Origin of the sequence: Rossellomorea sp. FM04394 (genome assembly GCF_041889765.1) — a bacterium.
In the GTDB taxonomy this organism is placed as follows: Bacteria; Bacillota; Bacilli; order Bacillales; family Bacillaceae_B; genus Rossellomorea; species Rossellomorea aquimaris_B.
In genome coordinates, this window is sequence record NZ_CP168654.1 from 2,981,996 (window position 1) to 2,996,237 (window position 14,242).

Genomic DNA, 14,242 nt, shown 5'->3' on the forward strand with positions numbered 1-14,242 from the left:
TAAGTGTATATAGACTTCCTATGTTCGTCAATTCATTGGACATAAATATATTCTTTTAATTTCTCAAAGGTTTTTTCACCGACTCCAGAAATGTTTTTAATATCTTCTATAGCCTCAAACGGACCATTTTCTTCTCGATATTGGATAAAGGTCGACGCTTTAGCGGGACCAATTCCAGGCAGGGTTTCGAATTCCTGTTGAGTGGCTGTATTAATGTTTATTCTATCCTTTCCTGAATCGGTCAGGGGTGCAGGAGGAGCCAGCCGGGGCGTTTCAATTTCTCCGATCTTAGGAACATAAATCATCATTTCGTCTGATACCTTAACCGCCAGATTGATCACTTTCTTATCTGCCTCTGCTGTGAAACCACCCGCTCGGTCGATCACAAACTTTAGCCGATCGCCCTGTTTCACCTCATATAATCCCGGGCGAACAACTTCTCCCTTTACGTCAACATACACTTTTCCGACGGATTTCACTTCTTCAGGTTCCTTTTCTTTTTTCAACAGGGGCTGCTGTAAAAGAAGCCTCGTTCACTGGAGCTTTGGAAGCACTTTTTAGTATATAGGCTATCAGGACAATGGAACAAATCGCCAAAATGACTAGGACCGTTCTGTACTTTTCAATTAGGGACTGCACAGGAAATCACCTCTGGTGGAATATTCATTGCAAGGAATTCATAAGTTTTAGGAGAGAGTGTGATAGAAGGAGGGCTGAACATGAAAGTAGGTATTATTGGAACGGGAAACATGGGGAAAATCATTATTGAAGCTCTCATTGAATCAAAGGCGATTTCTCCTTCACATCTTCATATTACGAATCGTTCTGTAAAAAAGGCCGAGGATATAAAAGAGAAATGGAACAAAGTGAATGTAAGGTATTCAAACGAAGAAGTGATTGTGTCATCCGACTTAATTTTCATTTGTGTCAAACCTCATGATGTATATGATGTGATCCAGGAGAATAAGAAAAGCTTTACAAAGGATAAATGCGTTGTTTCGATAACCAGTCCAGTAAGCGTGGATCAGTTAGAGTCCCTACTGTCCAGTTCATGCGCACGATTCATTCCAAGCATTACAAATCGTGCACTGAGCGGTGTGTCACTTTTAACGTATGGAAGTCGTTGTTCAGATAAATGGAGGCGGGATTTAACTAGACTGGTTGAGCATATTTCCACACCTGTAGTGATTGATGAAAATGTGACGCGAGTGGCTTCTGACATTGTCAGTTGCGGACCTGCTTTTTTCAGTTATGTCACGCAAAGATTTATTAACGCTGCTGTGGAAGTGACGGAAATTGACAGGGAAACGGCTACCGTCCTGGCATCTGAAATGCTCGTTGGCCTTGGGGATTTATTAAAGAAAAACATTTATACACTGCCGACACTTCAAGAAAAAGTTTGTGTTAAAGGCGGAGTGACTGGAATAGGTATTTCCGTAATGGAAAGAGAGCTGGGAGATGTCTTCGAGAAATTATTTGAGGCCACTCAGGAAAAGTTCGTGGATGATATTGAAGGAACGAAATCACAATTTGGAGTCTAGCGGGACTCCTTTTTTATATTTCGACATAAAATGAATTTTTCCTTCTTTTTTTACGTTTTTTCGCAAAGATTGTTATTTTCAACATAAGTTCTGCATTGCTCTGTCAATTAATATGTCTGGATGGTGAGGGGAACTGCTCCGCTTTCCTCGGACGTTCGGCCGAGCCTCCTCAGCTTAGCCGAACGGGGTCTCGGCACGCCCGTACTTCCGCAGGAGTCTACGCAGTTCCCCTCACCATCTTCAACAGAATTTCTGTGACAGAGCTTCAACATGTACAAGAAAGTCATTTAACTAGAAAATATAATTCTTCTTTCATAAAAGGGAAATCAATCTCTACCCTTAAATAAGGTTGTTTGCTAAAAATCTTATTTTAATTGTTTTCCATTAAGGATTCATCCTCAGAAAGTTGATTGGAGCGGAAGGATTCTCGACTCCTGCGGGAATAGCTGGACAGTATGAAAAGCGGAGGGGCTTAGCTCAGTAAGACGAGTCTGCCGGAAAGGCGCACTTTGCCTTTTTGGCAGACTTGGCTTATGACCTCGAGCCCCTAAGCCCCGTAGCTGGACAGGTGAGACCCCGGAGGCGCAGCCGAGGAGGCTCACCGCCAGCCCCGCGGAAAGCGAGCATCCTGGAGCGGAAATCAACTAGTACTTTCTTCTCTACAATAGCAACAAACTTTGCAGAACTTTTTTATAAATCTTTAAGATAAGGCCATTCAAAAAAGCCGGACCATTTCTCTTTTCAGAGACGATCCGGCTTTTTATTATTTCTTCTTACAGGTAAAGAAGATTCTTTCACTTTGGTCTGCAGGAGCTTCTTCTGTGAAGTCTGCAGAGACATTCAACACTTCAAACCCTGCATCCTTTAACCATTCCTTTAAGGACAGGATGGGGTATGTCCTCTGTTTGTGAAGCTCTTCTACTCTTTCGTACTGATTCGTTTCCTCATCTTTCACAAAAAAAGTCAGTTCATGCTCTACACTATTGGGCGTTTCCCCAGGGAAACAATCCCAAATGTAAGAAACATGATCATCCGTAAGGGTAAACGTCTTGTTTATAAATATTTGCGTCATTTTGAAAATGGAATGCACATCAAACAGGAATAAGCCATCCTGCTTCAGATGAGCAAATACACTTTTGAACGTGTTCTTCACGTCAAGTTCGTCTTCCAGGTAATTCAGGGAATCACAAAAAATCGTGATAAGATCGTATTCACCAAGTGAATCAAGCTTTGACATATCCTGTTGAAACAGGCTTAGCTTTACGTTCATTTCTAAAGCCTTTTCCTGAGCAACCATCAGCATATCCTGGGAGAGATCGACGCCTGTGACATCGTAACCATCCCGGACAAGGCGCAGTGACAACTCCCCTGTTCCACAAGCGATATCAAGGACCCTTTTCCCTTGGATTGAATGGGCATCAGCTTGTTTATTGACAAACTCCAACCAGCCGTCATATGGGACGTCCTGCATTAAATAATCGTACATATAAGCAAAACGTTCATAACTCATTTAGTGACTCTCACCTTGTCCAACTTCTACGAAGGATGCATCTCCCCATAAGCGCTCAAGATTATAGTAGCCTCTCTCCTCTTTATGGAATACGTGAGCGACGACATCACCTAAGTCGACCAAGATCCAGCGTGCTTGATCAAATCCTTCCAAACGTTTGACTGTATAGCCGTTTTCTTCTGCTCTATCCTTTAATTCACGGGCAATGGCCTGTACCTGTTTGTCTGAGTTCCCGTGACAGATCAGAAAATAATCCGCAATTAAAGAAACACCTTTCATGTCTAATACAACAATATCTTCAGCACGTTTATCATCAGCGGCATTAAACGCTAATTCTACTAAATTTTGTTCCATTCCTTCATCTCCTCTGGTTTAAAATTAATCCGTTATAAAAGCGAAATGTATCAGGATAGATCGCTTGATTTTTTTTCATAAGAAACATCATCGTATTTTGAAGAGCCTTTAAAAGGCCTTGATCCAATGATTCTTTAGCGATTTCCCTCACTTCTTCCACCCCGGGAAAGCGACGATTCGGCTCGATGTAATCAGCTAAATAGATCACTTTGTCAAGAATCGTCATCTCTTCTTTTCCTGAAGTGTGGCAGCGGATGGCATTTAAAATATCTTCATCCTGTATACCAACTTCACGCTCTACAAGTATGGCTCCTACAGGTGCATGCCAGAGCTCGCTATTGTACAGTAATAGGTCCTGAGAGAGCTTCTCTTCTACAATGATCCGTTTCATTTCCTCTTTATCCCGGAACTTCGCATAGTCATGGAAAATCGCCGCTATTTCCGCCTTTTTCGCATCGGCTCCATACCGTTTCGCAAGCTCTATACTCGTTTCCATGACACCACAAGTGTGTAAATAACGATGTTCCGTTAAATGGTCTTTCACGATTCTTAAAGCTTTTTCCCTATTCATACAACTTCTCCTCCTTTATGAATCGATACACATCATCTGGAACCAAGTAGCGAACCGATTGTCCCTTTTTCACTGTATCGCGAATATAGGAAGAAGAAATATCTATTTCTGGAATCTTAATCAACTGAACATCAAATGAAGTCTCATGTGAATAGGAAGGACGATTGACACCAATAAACCTCACCATTTCCTGAAGATCTTCGATTCGATACCACTTCGGGAGATATTCGATCATATCCCCGCCTATTATAAAAGAAAACTCGGTTTCCTCTTCCCTCTCGGTTAATAGCTTGATGGTGTCGTAGGTGTATGAGGCACCCTCTCTTTCCAGTTCGATCCGCTCAATGGAAAAGTTGGGGTTGCCCTTAATCGCTTGTTGCAGCATGAAGAGGCGCTGATTCGCCGTTACACGGTCATCCACTTGTTTATGAGGAGGAACATGATTGGGAAGAAATCGAATTTCATCTAAGTTTGCCTTCTTCAACACCTGTTCGGCAATCACCAAGTGGCCCATATGAGGAGGATTAAATGTCCCTCCAAGGAGTCCAACCTTTTTCATCATTTTATCAATCCTTATCGTGGTAGGATTAATTGCTTGTTTTCCTTCGATTCTTTGTAAAGGACGATGGTACTTCCAATGATCTGGACAATCTCTGCTCCTACTCCTTTTGAAAGCTGGTCGGCAACCTCAGACTTATCCATATCGCAGTTTTGAAGAACACTGATTTTCATCAGTTCTCTTACTTCAATCGCTTCTCCGATTGTTTTGATCATATTTTCATTGACTCCGCCTTTTCCCACTTGGAAAACCGGATTTAAATGATGTGCTTCAGAACGTAAATATCTTTTTTGTTTACCTGTTAACATGTTGACCTCCTAGTTGTTGTAAAACGGTGTTTTTCATAATCGAATATGGTGGAAAGATCCCTGTCCACTTTTCAAACGAAAGGGCTCCCTGGTACACAAACATATCAAGGCCATTTTGAGTACGGGCACCTTTCTGATTCGCTTGTTTCAATAAAGCTGTTTCCAAAGGATTATAGATAATGTCACTAACGATGCATCCCTCTTTTAATTCTTTGATGGTTAACGGACTGTCATCTATAAGAGGAAACATTCCTATAGATGTTGTATTGATGATCACATCATATTGGCCCAATGCGCTTTCTGCAGCTTCTAAAGATAGAAATCCTGAGTCCAAATCGAAAGGGCACGCTTCGATCATCGTTTCAGCTCTCAGTGCCGTCCGGTTGGTCACATCGATTCTCTTCACTCCCAACGAAGCAAGAGAATAATAAATGGCTTTCGCAGCGCCACCGGCACCGATAATCAGCATCGATTTATCTTCAAGTTGTTCATCCGCTATATTTTTCAAGCCTTCCACAAACCCAAGACCGTCTGTATTATAACCGATCAGCTTGCCATTTTCATTGACAATCGTATTCACTGCCCCGATTGCCTCTGCCAGTGGATCGATTTCATCTAATAGAGGCATGACATGCTCCTTATGGGGAACTGTCACATTCACTCCTTGAATCCCTAGCGCTTTAACTCCATCAATGGCTTCTGGAAGCTGCTCTTTCTTCACGTGAAATTTCACGTAATCAGAATCCATTCCACATTCTCTGAACGCAGCATTATGCATCTCGGGAGACATAGAATGGGCAATCGGATCACCTATAACACCATAAAGAGCCACAGAATCCCTCCTAGATCAATGATTTTCTCAAAAAAACACTAACGCCTTTAGGAACATGGGCAGCAATGGTCGCCCCTCTTTCATTCACTGTAATCCATCCCAAACCTGAGAAGACGATATCCGTTTTTGCTTCTTTAATTCTGAACTCATGCCTCACAAGTGGAGGGAATGTGTCCATGTCATCTTTTCTTGGCGGTTGCAACAGTTCACCTGCATGGTTCTTATAGAGCTCATCGGCTTTTTCAATCTTTGTACGATGAATGGTCAGCTCATTTGAGAAATAGCAAGTAAATGGCTGGCGCTCACCTGCCATGAAGTCAAAGCGTGCCAGCCCACCGAAGAACAGGGTTTGTTCAGGATTCAACTGGAAGGTTCTCGGCTTGATCTCTTTTTTAGGGGTAATGATTTTCAAATCCTGTTTATCTACAAAATGGGCCATCTGATGATGATTGATGATTCCTGGAGTATCGATGAGCGACTCTTCATCATCAAGCGGAATTTGAATCATATCAAGTGTGGTACCGGGGAAGTGAGACGTCGTAATGACATCCTGTTCTCCTGAGACATGCTTGATAATACGGTTGATGAACGTTGATTTCCCAACGTTTGTACACCCAACTACGTACACATCTTTTCCATTTCGATAATGCTCGATCGCTTCGATCGCATCAGTAATTCCCTGTCCTTTTGCGGCACTCACTAATTGAACATCAATAGGCTTCAATCCCAATTGACTGGCTTCATGCTTCATCCAATGAATCAGCTTGGAGTGTTTCACAGACTTCGGAAGCAGGTCCACTTTGTTTCCGATGAGCAGAATCGGGTTGGAACCCACGAAACGATGCAATCCAGGCAGCCAGCTTCCATTGAAATCAAATATATCGACGACCTTGACAATCAACCCTTCTGAATCGCCAAGTTCATTTAATATTTTCAAGAAGTCATCATCCGTTAAGGGGACATCCTGGACTTCATTATAATGCTTTAATCTAAAGCAACGTTGACAAATAATCTCTTCCTTTTGCAGAGCTGAAGGAGGTGCATACCCCATTCCTTCCTTATTCTCCGTCTGGATTTCAACGCCACATCCTATACAAACAACTTGACTCACTTTTTATCCTCCCACTCAAGCATGCCTTTACGCTTGAAAAACTTCATTATTCTCCGTTCTACACGACGATTGAACTTTGTGATGAATCCATCTGATTGTGCAACCGGAACTACAAGGATCGTATGGAAGCCATTTCGATTACCGCCTAAAACATCCGTTAACAGCTGGTCTCCAATCACTACCGACTCTTCCTTCTTTATACCCATTTCTTTGATCGCCCTTTTAAAAGCACGTCCCATTGGTTTACGTGCCTGGAATATAAAAGGAACGCCTAAAGGCTCGGCAAATGCTCCCACACGGTTTTTATTATTATTGGACACAATGGTCACAAGGATTCCATGCTCCTGCATTTCTTTAAACCACTGAATTAGTTTGGGAGTGGCATTGGGACGATCCCATTCCACCAACGTATTATCTAAATCTGTAATGATCCCTTTAATTCCTTTTTGTTTTAAATACTCCGGTCTGATACTGAAAATATCTTGAACCTGTTCATCGGGTAAAAATTGCTTTATCACTTGCAGCACCTCAAATTTCTTTATCATTTATTCACTTGATGTTTTACTTTTTGTTCATAATCTTATAGCTTCACGTCCATTGATTTCTGCGGATACCAAATTCTTTCTATAAGTATCTTTTAACCTATAACAGATTAATGATAACCAATTTTCCCTGCAGATTCAAAATAAATCACATATATTCAAGGGATTCTATAAATATTCCCATGGAGAATAAATATTTTTCGACAAATTCCCAGTTTCCCTCCTGGTTGTGGATAACCTTATTCACATTATACAAGACATAAATATCGCTTATTTACCAGTTATATACAAGTTAGTCACAACTTATCCACCGCAAACTGTGGATAACGGAACGCTTGTTCTAAAAAAATAATTTTGGTAAAGTTTAATTACTACTTAAAAACGTACAAAACATGATATTTAGAAATAAAAAAGATGATGGTTATTGGAGGTGGCATTAATGAGGAAATTATCGGACGAACTGTTGATTGATTCTTATTTCAAAGCGTTGGAGTTGAAACTCAATACAGAATTCATTCGCCTCATCGAAATGGAAATTCACCGTCGATCTCTTACTAATAAAATAAAAGCTACATCGTAGAATACTAACATGAAATGGGACGGATTTGTATCAAATCCGTCCTCTTTTTTATTGATCTGAAATCTCCAATTGTTTCACCGACGGTTACATCCCTTGGAATTTCTTTGTTCCTGGAGAATTGGAATGTATCCCTTTCAAATAGAAGGATGACTGTGGAGCCGAAGCTGAAGTATGCGACTTCTTCGCCTTGTTTCCACTCTTTTCTTTCATGGACATAATCAACGCATTTCATCCACATTTATTTTGTACGTTTTGATGAAGGATGAAACAAACGGCCGACTCAAAGGAGACTGTACAAATTTCCTGATCATATAAGAGGACCATTTTATATTTGTTAGTTCAATAAATAGACGATAAATGGTTGCTTCATTAATATCCCTCACAAATTTCTAAAAAACGATTAACTTTAACAGTTTAATAAGTATATAATAAAATATTATTATATACTATATTTATAAGAATCTTTTTTCACCATTGGATGTAGCAGTAACCACCGGGCCATTGCTTCTGCAATTCATGAGATACGTGGAAATGTGAACCGGAAATTATGTTCAATAGTGAGCAAACTTATTTTAAAGGAGTGAGTTTTGATTGTTTCTCTCCGAAGTCGTCGATCAAACATTTAAAAAGCTTAAGGCTCAAACGGCCAACCTCATCACCTTGTCCAACTTATCTTTAGGTGGATTTGCCATCATTTCAATTCTTCATAACCAACTGAACCTGAGTTTGTTACTCATTTTCGTCGCAGCCTTGACAGACCGCTTTGATGGGATGGTTGCGAGAAGATTGAACATTGAGTCAGAATTAGGAAAGCAGCTGGACTCCATGAGTGACATTATATCATTCGGCGTAGCGCCTGCATTACTACTTTATACAGCCGTGCTGAATCAGTATGACTTTCCAGGTATGTTTTTCACCATATTTTATATAGGGTGTGGTGCTTTTCGATTGGCTCGCTTCAATATTTCAGAGAACGATGGCTATTTTACGGGATTACCCATAACGGTAGCCGGATGTTTACTGACCCTGTGCTATTTCGCCATCCCTTTTGTTTCAAGCGTACTTATTTTATTTATGACAATCATTCTGTCCATTTTAATGGTTAGCCCGTTTACTTTAAAGAAAATGTAAGAGTTTAACAGAGCCCTGTCCACACGGAACAGGGCTCTGTTTGGATATAAGCGTTGTACTTGTCAGGCTAACAGTTATTATAGTACCACCATCCACCAAATAGGAAAAGTAAGATTAGTAATACAACGACTAGAGCGAAGTAGAATCCGCCACCACCATAATAACCTGGATAGACTGGTCCATAACAAGGGTATCCATACGGCATTGCAATACCTCCTCACCTACTTTTACTACTAGTATATGTTCTTAGGGAAATAGCGTATAGGCAGTTTCCAACTTTATTACCCGATCTTCCGGAAAGAAAGTTTGCGTTTTCTTGGATTACTTTCCAGGGACATGCAAGGACATCCCCAACTTATCATATGAATGAGTATGGGCTTAAGTCCTCATGGAGGTGTGAATATGTCTGGAGTTCTAACGGCACTGGGGTATTTCTTTAAAGAGTTAATTTTCCTCGTTTCTTACGTAAAGAATAATGCATTCCCTCAACCTCTATCTGCAGCAGATGAACGAAAATATTTAAGGCTGATGGCAGAAGGAGATGAGCATGCCCGAAACATGCTCATTGAACATAATCTGCGATTGGTTGCTCACATCGTCAAGAAATTCGAAAACACAGGCGAAGATCCAGAAGATCTAATTTCCATCGGGACCATCGGATTGATCAAGGCAATTGAAAGTTATTCAGAAGGAAAAGGCACAAAGCTTGCAACATATGCGGCACGTTGTATCGAGAATGAAATCCTTATGCATCTTCGTGCACTCAAAAAAACGAAAAAGGATGTCTCTCTTCACGATCCCATCGGTCAAGATAAAGAAGGAAACGAAATCAGCTTGATTGATATCTTAAAGTCTGAGAGTGATGATGTCATTGATACGATCCAATTAAGTATGGAACTTGAAAAGGTAAGAAAATACATTTGTGTGCTGGACGAGAGGGAAAAAGAAGTGATCGTCGGGCGATTCGGATTAGACTTGAAAGAGGAAAAAACCCAGCGGGAAATTGCCAAGGAATTAGGGATCTCAAGAAGCTATGTATCACGAATCGAGAAAAGGGCACTCATGAAGATGTTTCATGAATTTTATCGCGAGGAAAAAGAAAAACGGAATAAATCATGAAAAAAGCGATCCAGTGTCGGATCGCTTTTTTTATATGCTATTCAACACTGACTTCAGCGGCAATAATCAGACCAATCACAGATGTTACGATAAGACCCATTATCATTGAAAACATCGTAATCTCACTCCCTCTTTAGCAGTCATTACTACCTGCTCTTCTTACTATTAATGTATCACGAAAAGCCGGATAATCCCCTCTCATTCGTGAACAACTTATTACTAAAGATTGACAGAACTGTGTCTGTCTAGGACCATGGCAACGCCTAATTAAAAAGGCTCTTTTCGTAAAGTTTGTTGCTATTGTAGAGGAGAAAGTACTAGTTGATTTCCGCTCCAGGATGCTCGCTTTCCGCGGGGCTGGCGGTGAGCCTCCTCGGCTGCGCCTCAGGGGTCTCACCTGTCCAGCTATTCCCGCAGGAGTCGAGAATCCTTCCGCTTCAATCAACTTTCTGAGGATGAATCCTTAATGGAAAACAATTAAAATAAGATTTTTAGCAAACAACCTTATGGGTAGAGATTGATTTCCTTTTTATGAAAGAAGAATTATTTTTTCTAGTTAAATGACTTTCTTGTACATGTTGAAGCTCTGTCACAGAAATTCTGTTGAAGATGGTGAGGGGAACTGCGTAGACTCCTGCGGAAGTACGGGCGTGCCGAGACCCCGGAAGCGTAGCTGAGGAGGCTCGGCCGAACGTCCGCGGAAAGCGGAGCAGTTCCCCTCACCATCCAGCATAAACTGGTTTACAGAGCCCTGGTAGATTCTATGTTAGAAAACAACAATCTTTGCGGAAAATGCCATAAAAAAGAAGGACACCCTCCAAAAAAGGCATCCTCCTTATTCAATCTATTTCTTATCCTGCTTCTTCTTTTTATGGAAGAGAGCCGACCAAAAAACAATATTTAAAAACATCGTTCCACCCACCTTCTGTTTCGTTAGGCAGTATCCTTCTCTACCCATAGCGCATTTAGCCTTTTCTCCTGTACATAAATCATATTTCATTCTCCTCTCCCTTATTTGATATCGATTTAGAACAATTGCGACATATACTGGTTCTTGGTTTTCGTTTCTTCATAGAACTTTGAAACCGTTTCATTGTGAGTCACTTCTTCAAACGTTTCTTGTTTCTTTTTGAACGTTACCGTAATAAATAAAAGATTCAGTGTCATACATATCACCCCTTTCAAAGTGCCTCATGAGCTGCAAGGCATACTAAAAAGCCACAAAGAGACCGATCCTTGTGGCACAAAAAAACCACAGGAACCTACATTCTCCCTGTGGCTATCATTTAATGGATTTAAAATTAAGCGTAAAACATCCCACAAGCGGTCGAATGATGAAAACAATATGAAGTTGTGTCTTTTTTTCCAATAAGCACGAACATGTTCTTCGACCTCCCTCTTGTGATTTTTTTCTTACATTGGTTAGTATATCCAATTTCCATTAGAAAGTAAACCACTTTCCTCATTATTTTTTCTACAAATTTCCACACAAAAAGCGATGTCGCAATAATGGTGTTTTGAATAAAAAAAGCGAGTCCTCAATGAGAACCCGCTTTATATGATCTATTCATCTGCAGATTGCAGATCTTTTTTGTATTTGATTGCTTTTGTAAAAAATATAAGTGACAATCCGAGTAAAACAACGGTCCCCGTCATGAGGGTGATCGTTTTACTTGGTGTGACGGTTTCTGTTGGGATAATGACCCCTAAATACATAAAGACACTAAGTGCAAGTAACGTAAAACCAAAACGTTTAAAGTCGTTCATTTTTTGTTGCATGGTTCTTTTGTTTGCGTTCTTCATGTGCATTCACCTACTTTAGAACTAGTAAACTCTCATTCTATGGTAACATACTAACGCATGTCAGCTACCATGTAATTGATACCAGTTCTACCAGTAGACTTATTACTTTGAAAGTGCATTTTCAATATCTTCAATCAGGTCCTCTACGTCTTCAAGACCGACAGAGATACGTACCAAACCGTCGGTGATCCCTAACTCATTTCGGCGATCTGCCGGAATGGACGCGTGGGTCATGCGGGCAGGTACCGAGATCAAGCTTTCTACTGCACCAAGACTTTCAGCTAATGTGAAGTATTTGGTGTTCGTGAGCAGACGGTCGGCATTTTCTTCACTTCCTACATCAAAGGAAACCATTCCCCCAAAGCCCGATGCCTGTTTCTTGGCAATGTCGTGATTCGGATGGGTTTCGAGTCCCGGATAGTAAACCTTTGATACTTTCTGGTGTGATGTAAGATACTCCACTATTTTCTTCGTGTTCTCTTCATGTTCTTCCATTCTCAGCCCCAAGGTTTTAATGCCCCGAATCAGTAACCATGAATCCTGTGGTCCAAGAACCCCGCCTGTGGAATTCTGTACGAAGAATAACTCTTCAGCAAGCTCTTCGGAATTCACGACGACCAGTCCCGCCACAACATCACTATGTCCCCCGATGTATTTCGTTGCACTGTGAAGAACGATGTCTGCTCCCAGGCTGATTGGATTTTGCCAATATGGCGTGCTGAACGTATTATCTACAATCGTCAATAGATTGTGCTTCTTGGCTAATGAAGCCGCTGCTTCGATATCCGTAATTTTCAATAATGGATTTGTAGGTGTTTCAATGTATACAGCCTTTGTATTCGGCTGCATGGCACTTTCGATGTTGTTGATATCGCTTGTATCAACGAAAGTGGACTCGATACCTACGCGATTTAACACCTTCGTCATGACGCGGTACGTTCCGCCATACACATCGTCTGTCATCACTATATGATCTCCGCTGTTGAATAGCATCATAACCGCTGTGATAGCCGCCATCCCCGATCCGAAGGCAAAACCTTTTTCCCCGCCTTCCAGATCTTTAATCAACTCTTCAAGTGCGTGCCTTGTCGGGTTTCCTGAACGTGAATATTCAAAACCTTTATGCTTTCCTACTTCATCCTGCTTATACGTACTCACCTGATAAATGGGAGTGGACACAGCACCTGTTTGAGGGTCTGTAGGGATACCGCCGTGAATTAGTTGTGTTTTCTTTTTCATGATTAGAGTCCTCCTTCATATATTTTTTTACTTAGATAACGCTCACTTGAATCCGGGAAAATCGTGACGATATGGCTCCCCGGCTCTGCGTCTTCCGCTTCCTGCAATGCGGCATGCAGCACTGCACCAGAAGAACTTCCGACAAGCAAGCCTTCCATCAGCGCAAGCTCTTTTACTCGTTTAAAAGCATTGTCGTCCGTCACGGTATGGATGCTATTAAAATAGCTTGGATCCATATAGTGAGGTAAAAATTCCATGCCGATCCCTTCTGTTTTATGAGGTCCTGATGGTCCACCGTTCAAGATGGAGCCCTCAGGTTCAACGATGACCGTTTTAATGTTCTTATTTCTTTCCTTCAAGTATTGAGCAGTTCCCATGAAGGTACCACCTGTCCCTGCTCCTGCGACAAATGTATGAATGTTGCCATCCATCTGATTCCATAGTTCCGGTCCCAACGTTTTGTAATACGTCTTCGGATTGGCCGCATTCCCAAATTGCTGCGGGGAATAAGAGTTCGGGATTTCCTTAACCAGCTCATTTGCTTTTGCGATGGCCCCCTTCATTCCTTCCCCGGTTGGGGTATGAATGATTTTGGCGCCCAAGGCTTTCATAAGCTCCTGCTTTTCCATACTGAATTTTTCAGGTATGCAGAACAGAACCTTGTATCCGGAATTCACAGCTGCGAGAGCCAGGCCGATTCCCGTGTTCCCTGCAGTCGGTTCGATGAAGGTGCCTCCCGGTTCTATTTTGCCTTTACGGATGGCATCTTCTAATAATTCCCGGCCTAAACGATCCTTCACACTACCTCCAGGATTGAAAAATTCCAGCTTAGCAAAGATCCGGACCCCTTTCTTCAATGGGAAGTTTGTAATCTCGACAATCGGTGTATTCCCAATCAGGTCATGTACGCTTTTATACACGTCCATGGATTCAATCCCCCTTTATAAAAAAAAGCTGACCCATCCACCATCCCTGTTCTCCGTATACATGAATAGAGTGCTCGCATGAACACATCCGTTCCGCATGTTCTAATGAGAAAGAA

Annotated in this window: 20 protein-coding genes; 4 read left to right on the plus strand and 16 right to left on the minus strand. The window is 41.4% G+C overall.

Annotation, left to right across the window (positions count from 1 at the left end):
- Window positions 1–32: 32 nt before the first annotated feature.
- On the minus strand, window positions 33–506 hold the full coding sequence (locus ACCB35_RS15115; protein ID WP_374054347.1) for a helix-hairpin-helix domain-containing protein: 474 nt from the start codon (window positions 504–506) through the stop codon (window positions 33–35).
- A gap of 213 nt (window positions 507–719) precedes the next feature.
- Here ACCB35_RS15115 and comER point away from each other — a divergent pair, with 213 nt between their 5' ends.
- Window positions 720–1,541 carry a late competence protein ComER gene (comER, locus tag ACCB35_RS15120; protein WP_374054348.1) on the plus strand — a complete coding sequence of 274 codons (822 nt, stop codon included), beginning with the start codon at window positions 720–722 and terminating at the stop codon, window positions 1,539–1,541.
- A 763-nt stretch (window positions 1,542–2,304) separates the two neighbouring features.
- On the opposite strand, the gene ACCB35_RS15125 is transcribed toward comER, so the two are convergent.
- The 8 genes from ACCB35_RS15125 to ACCB35_RS15160 are packed head-to-tail and all read right to left on the minus strand — an operon-like array spanning window position 2,305 to window position 7,331.
- Window positions 2,305–3,051 (minus strand): class I SAM-dependent methyltransferase, encoded by a 747-nt coding sequence (locus tag ACCB35_RS15125; protein ID WP_374054349.1) that lies wholly within the window; start codon window positions 3,049–3,051, stop codon window positions 2,305–2,307.
- Entirely contained in the window at window positions 3,052–3,405 is a 354-nt protein-coding gene (gene rsfS, locus ACCB35_RS15130) for a ribosome silencing factor (protein ID WP_044339584.1), read from the minus strand. It abuts the gene before it with no gap.
- Between the two features lie 4 nt (window positions 3,406–3,409).
- Entirely contained in the window at window positions 3,410–3,976 is a 567-nt protein-coding gene (gene yqeK / locus ACCB35_RS15135) for a bis(5'-nucleosyl)-tetraphosphatase (symmetrical) YqeK (protein WP_374054350.1), read from the minus strand.
- Window positions 3,969–4,535, minus strand: coding sequence for a nicotinate-nucleotide adenylyltransferase (locus ACCB35_RS15140; RefSeq protein WP_044339686.1), 567 nt, complete (start codon window positions 4,533–4,535; stop codon window positions 3,969–3,971). The genes yqeK and ACCB35_RS15140 overlap by 8 nt, the downstream gene beginning before the upstream one ends.
- 14 nt (window positions 4,536–4,549) lie before the next feature.
- Complete coding sequence (gene yhbY, locus ACCB35_RS15145) at window positions 4,550–4,843, minus strand: ribosome assembly RNA-binding protein YhbY (RefSeq protein WP_044339582.1); 294 nt, start codon at window positions 4,841–4,843, stop codon at window positions 4,550–4,552.
- Window positions 4,830–5,675 carry a shikimate dehydrogenase gene (aroE, locus tag ACCB35_RS15150; protein ID WP_374054351.1) on the minus strand — a complete coding sequence of 282 codons (846 nt, stop codon included), beginning with the start codon at window positions 5,673–5,675 and terminating at the stop codon, window positions 4,830–4,832. The genes yhbY and aroE overlap by 14 nt, the downstream gene beginning before the upstream one ends.
- 10 nt (window positions 5,676–5,685) lie before the next feature.
- Window positions 5,686–6,786, minus strand: a complete 1,101-nt coding sequence (gene yqeH, locus ACCB35_RS15155; RefSeq protein ID WP_374054352.1) for a ribosome biogenesis GTPase YqeH — start codon at window positions 6,784–6,786, stop codon at window positions 5,686–5,688.
- Window positions 6,783–7,331 (minus strand): YqeG family HAD IIIA-type phosphatase, encoded by a 549-nt coding sequence (locus ACCB35_RS15160; RefSeq protein ID WP_044339580.1) that lies wholly within the window; start codon window positions 7,329–7,331, stop codon window positions 6,783–6,785. Before ACCB35_RS15160 ends, yqeH begins: the two co-directional genes overlap by 4 nt.
- A gap of 436 nt (window positions 7,332–7,767) precedes the next feature.
- On the opposite strand from ACCB35_RS15160, the gene ACCB35_RS15165 reads away from it, so the two are divergent.
- The gene (locus ACCB35_RS15165; RefSeq protein WP_044339579.1) at window positions 7,768–7,908 is read left to right on the plus strand and encodes a sporulation histidine kinase inhibitor Sda; all 141 of its coding nucleotides are present in this window, start codon (window positions 7,768–7,770) and stop codon (window positions 7,906–7,908) included.
- 4 nt (window positions 7,909–7,912) lie between these two features.
- Here the strand turns inward: ACCB35_RS15165 and ACCB35_RS15170 are convergent, their stop codons facing one another.
- Window positions 7,913–8,146: a phosphatidylserine decarboxylase gene (locus ACCB35_RS15170; RefSeq protein ID WP_374054353.1), complete on the minus strand. Its 234-nt coding sequence runs from the start codon at window positions 8,144–8,146 to the stop codon at window positions 7,913–7,915.
- Between the two features lie 353 nt (window positions 8,147–8,499).
- On the opposite strand from ACCB35_RS15170, the gene pssA reads away from it, so the two are divergent.
- Window positions 8,500–9,039, plus strand: a complete 540-nt coding sequence (gene pssA, locus ACCB35_RS15175) for a CDP-diacylglycerol--serine O-phosphatidyltransferase (protein ID WP_044339578.1) — start codon at window positions 8,500–8,502, stop codon at window positions 9,037–9,039.
- A 67-nt stretch (window positions 9,040–9,106) separates the two neighbouring features.
- Here the strand turns inward: pssA and ACCB35_RS15180 are convergent, their stop codons facing one another.
- Entirely contained in the window at window positions 9,107–9,244 is a 138-nt protein-coding gene (locus ACCB35_RS15180) for a hypothetical protein (protein ID WP_172655779.1), read from the minus strand.
- A gap of 197 nt (window positions 9,245–9,441) precedes the next feature.
- Between ACCB35_RS15180 and sigK the strand changes: the two genes are divergently transcribed.
- On the plus strand, window positions 9,442–10,158 hold the full coding sequence (sigK, locus tag ACCB35_RS15185; RefSeq protein ID WP_044339577.1) for an RNA polymerase sporulation sigma factor SigK: 717 nt from the start codon (window positions 9,442–9,444) through the stop codon (window positions 10,156–10,158).
- Between the two features lie 844 nt (window positions 10,159–11,002).
- On the opposite strand, the gene ACCB35_RS15190 is transcribed toward sigK, so the two are convergent.
- From ACCB35_RS15190 to ACCB35_RS15210, 5 genes are all read right to left on the minus strand, one after another.
- Window positions 11,003–11,158 (minus strand): hypothetical protein, encoded by a 156-nt coding sequence (locus tag ACCB35_RS15190; protein WP_299738577.1) that lies wholly within the window; start codon window positions 11,156–11,158, stop codon window positions 11,003–11,005.
- Window positions 11,159–11,184: 26 nt separating this feature from the next.
- On the minus strand, window positions 11,185–11,325 hold the full coding sequence (locus tag ACCB35_RS15195; protein ID WP_172655777.1) for a YrzI family small protein: 141 nt from the start codon (window positions 11,323–11,325) through the stop codon (window positions 11,185–11,187).
- A gap of 396 nt (window positions 11,326–11,721) precedes the next feature.
- Window positions 11,722–11,961, minus strand: coding sequence for a YrhC family protein (locus ACCB35_RS15200; RefSeq protein ID WP_374054354.1), 240 nt, complete (start codon window positions 11,959–11,961; stop codon window positions 11,722–11,724).
- 102 nt (window positions 11,962–12,063) lie between these two features.
- Window positions 12,064–13,200 (minus strand): bifunctional cystathionine gamma-lyase/homocysteine desulfhydrase, encoded by a 1,137-nt coding sequence (locus ACCB35_RS15205; RefSeq protein WP_374054355.1) that lies wholly within the window; start codon window positions 13,198–13,200, stop codon window positions 12,064–12,066.
- Between the two features lie 2 nt (window positions 13,201–13,202).
- Window positions 13,203–14,126 carry a PLP-dependent cysteine synthase family protein gene (locus tag ACCB35_RS15210; RefSeq protein WP_374054356.1) on the minus strand — a complete coding sequence of 308 codons (924 nt, stop codon included), beginning with the start codon at window positions 14,124–14,126 and terminating at the stop codon, window positions 13,203–13,205.
- Window positions 14,127–14,242: the final 116 nt, after the last annotated feature.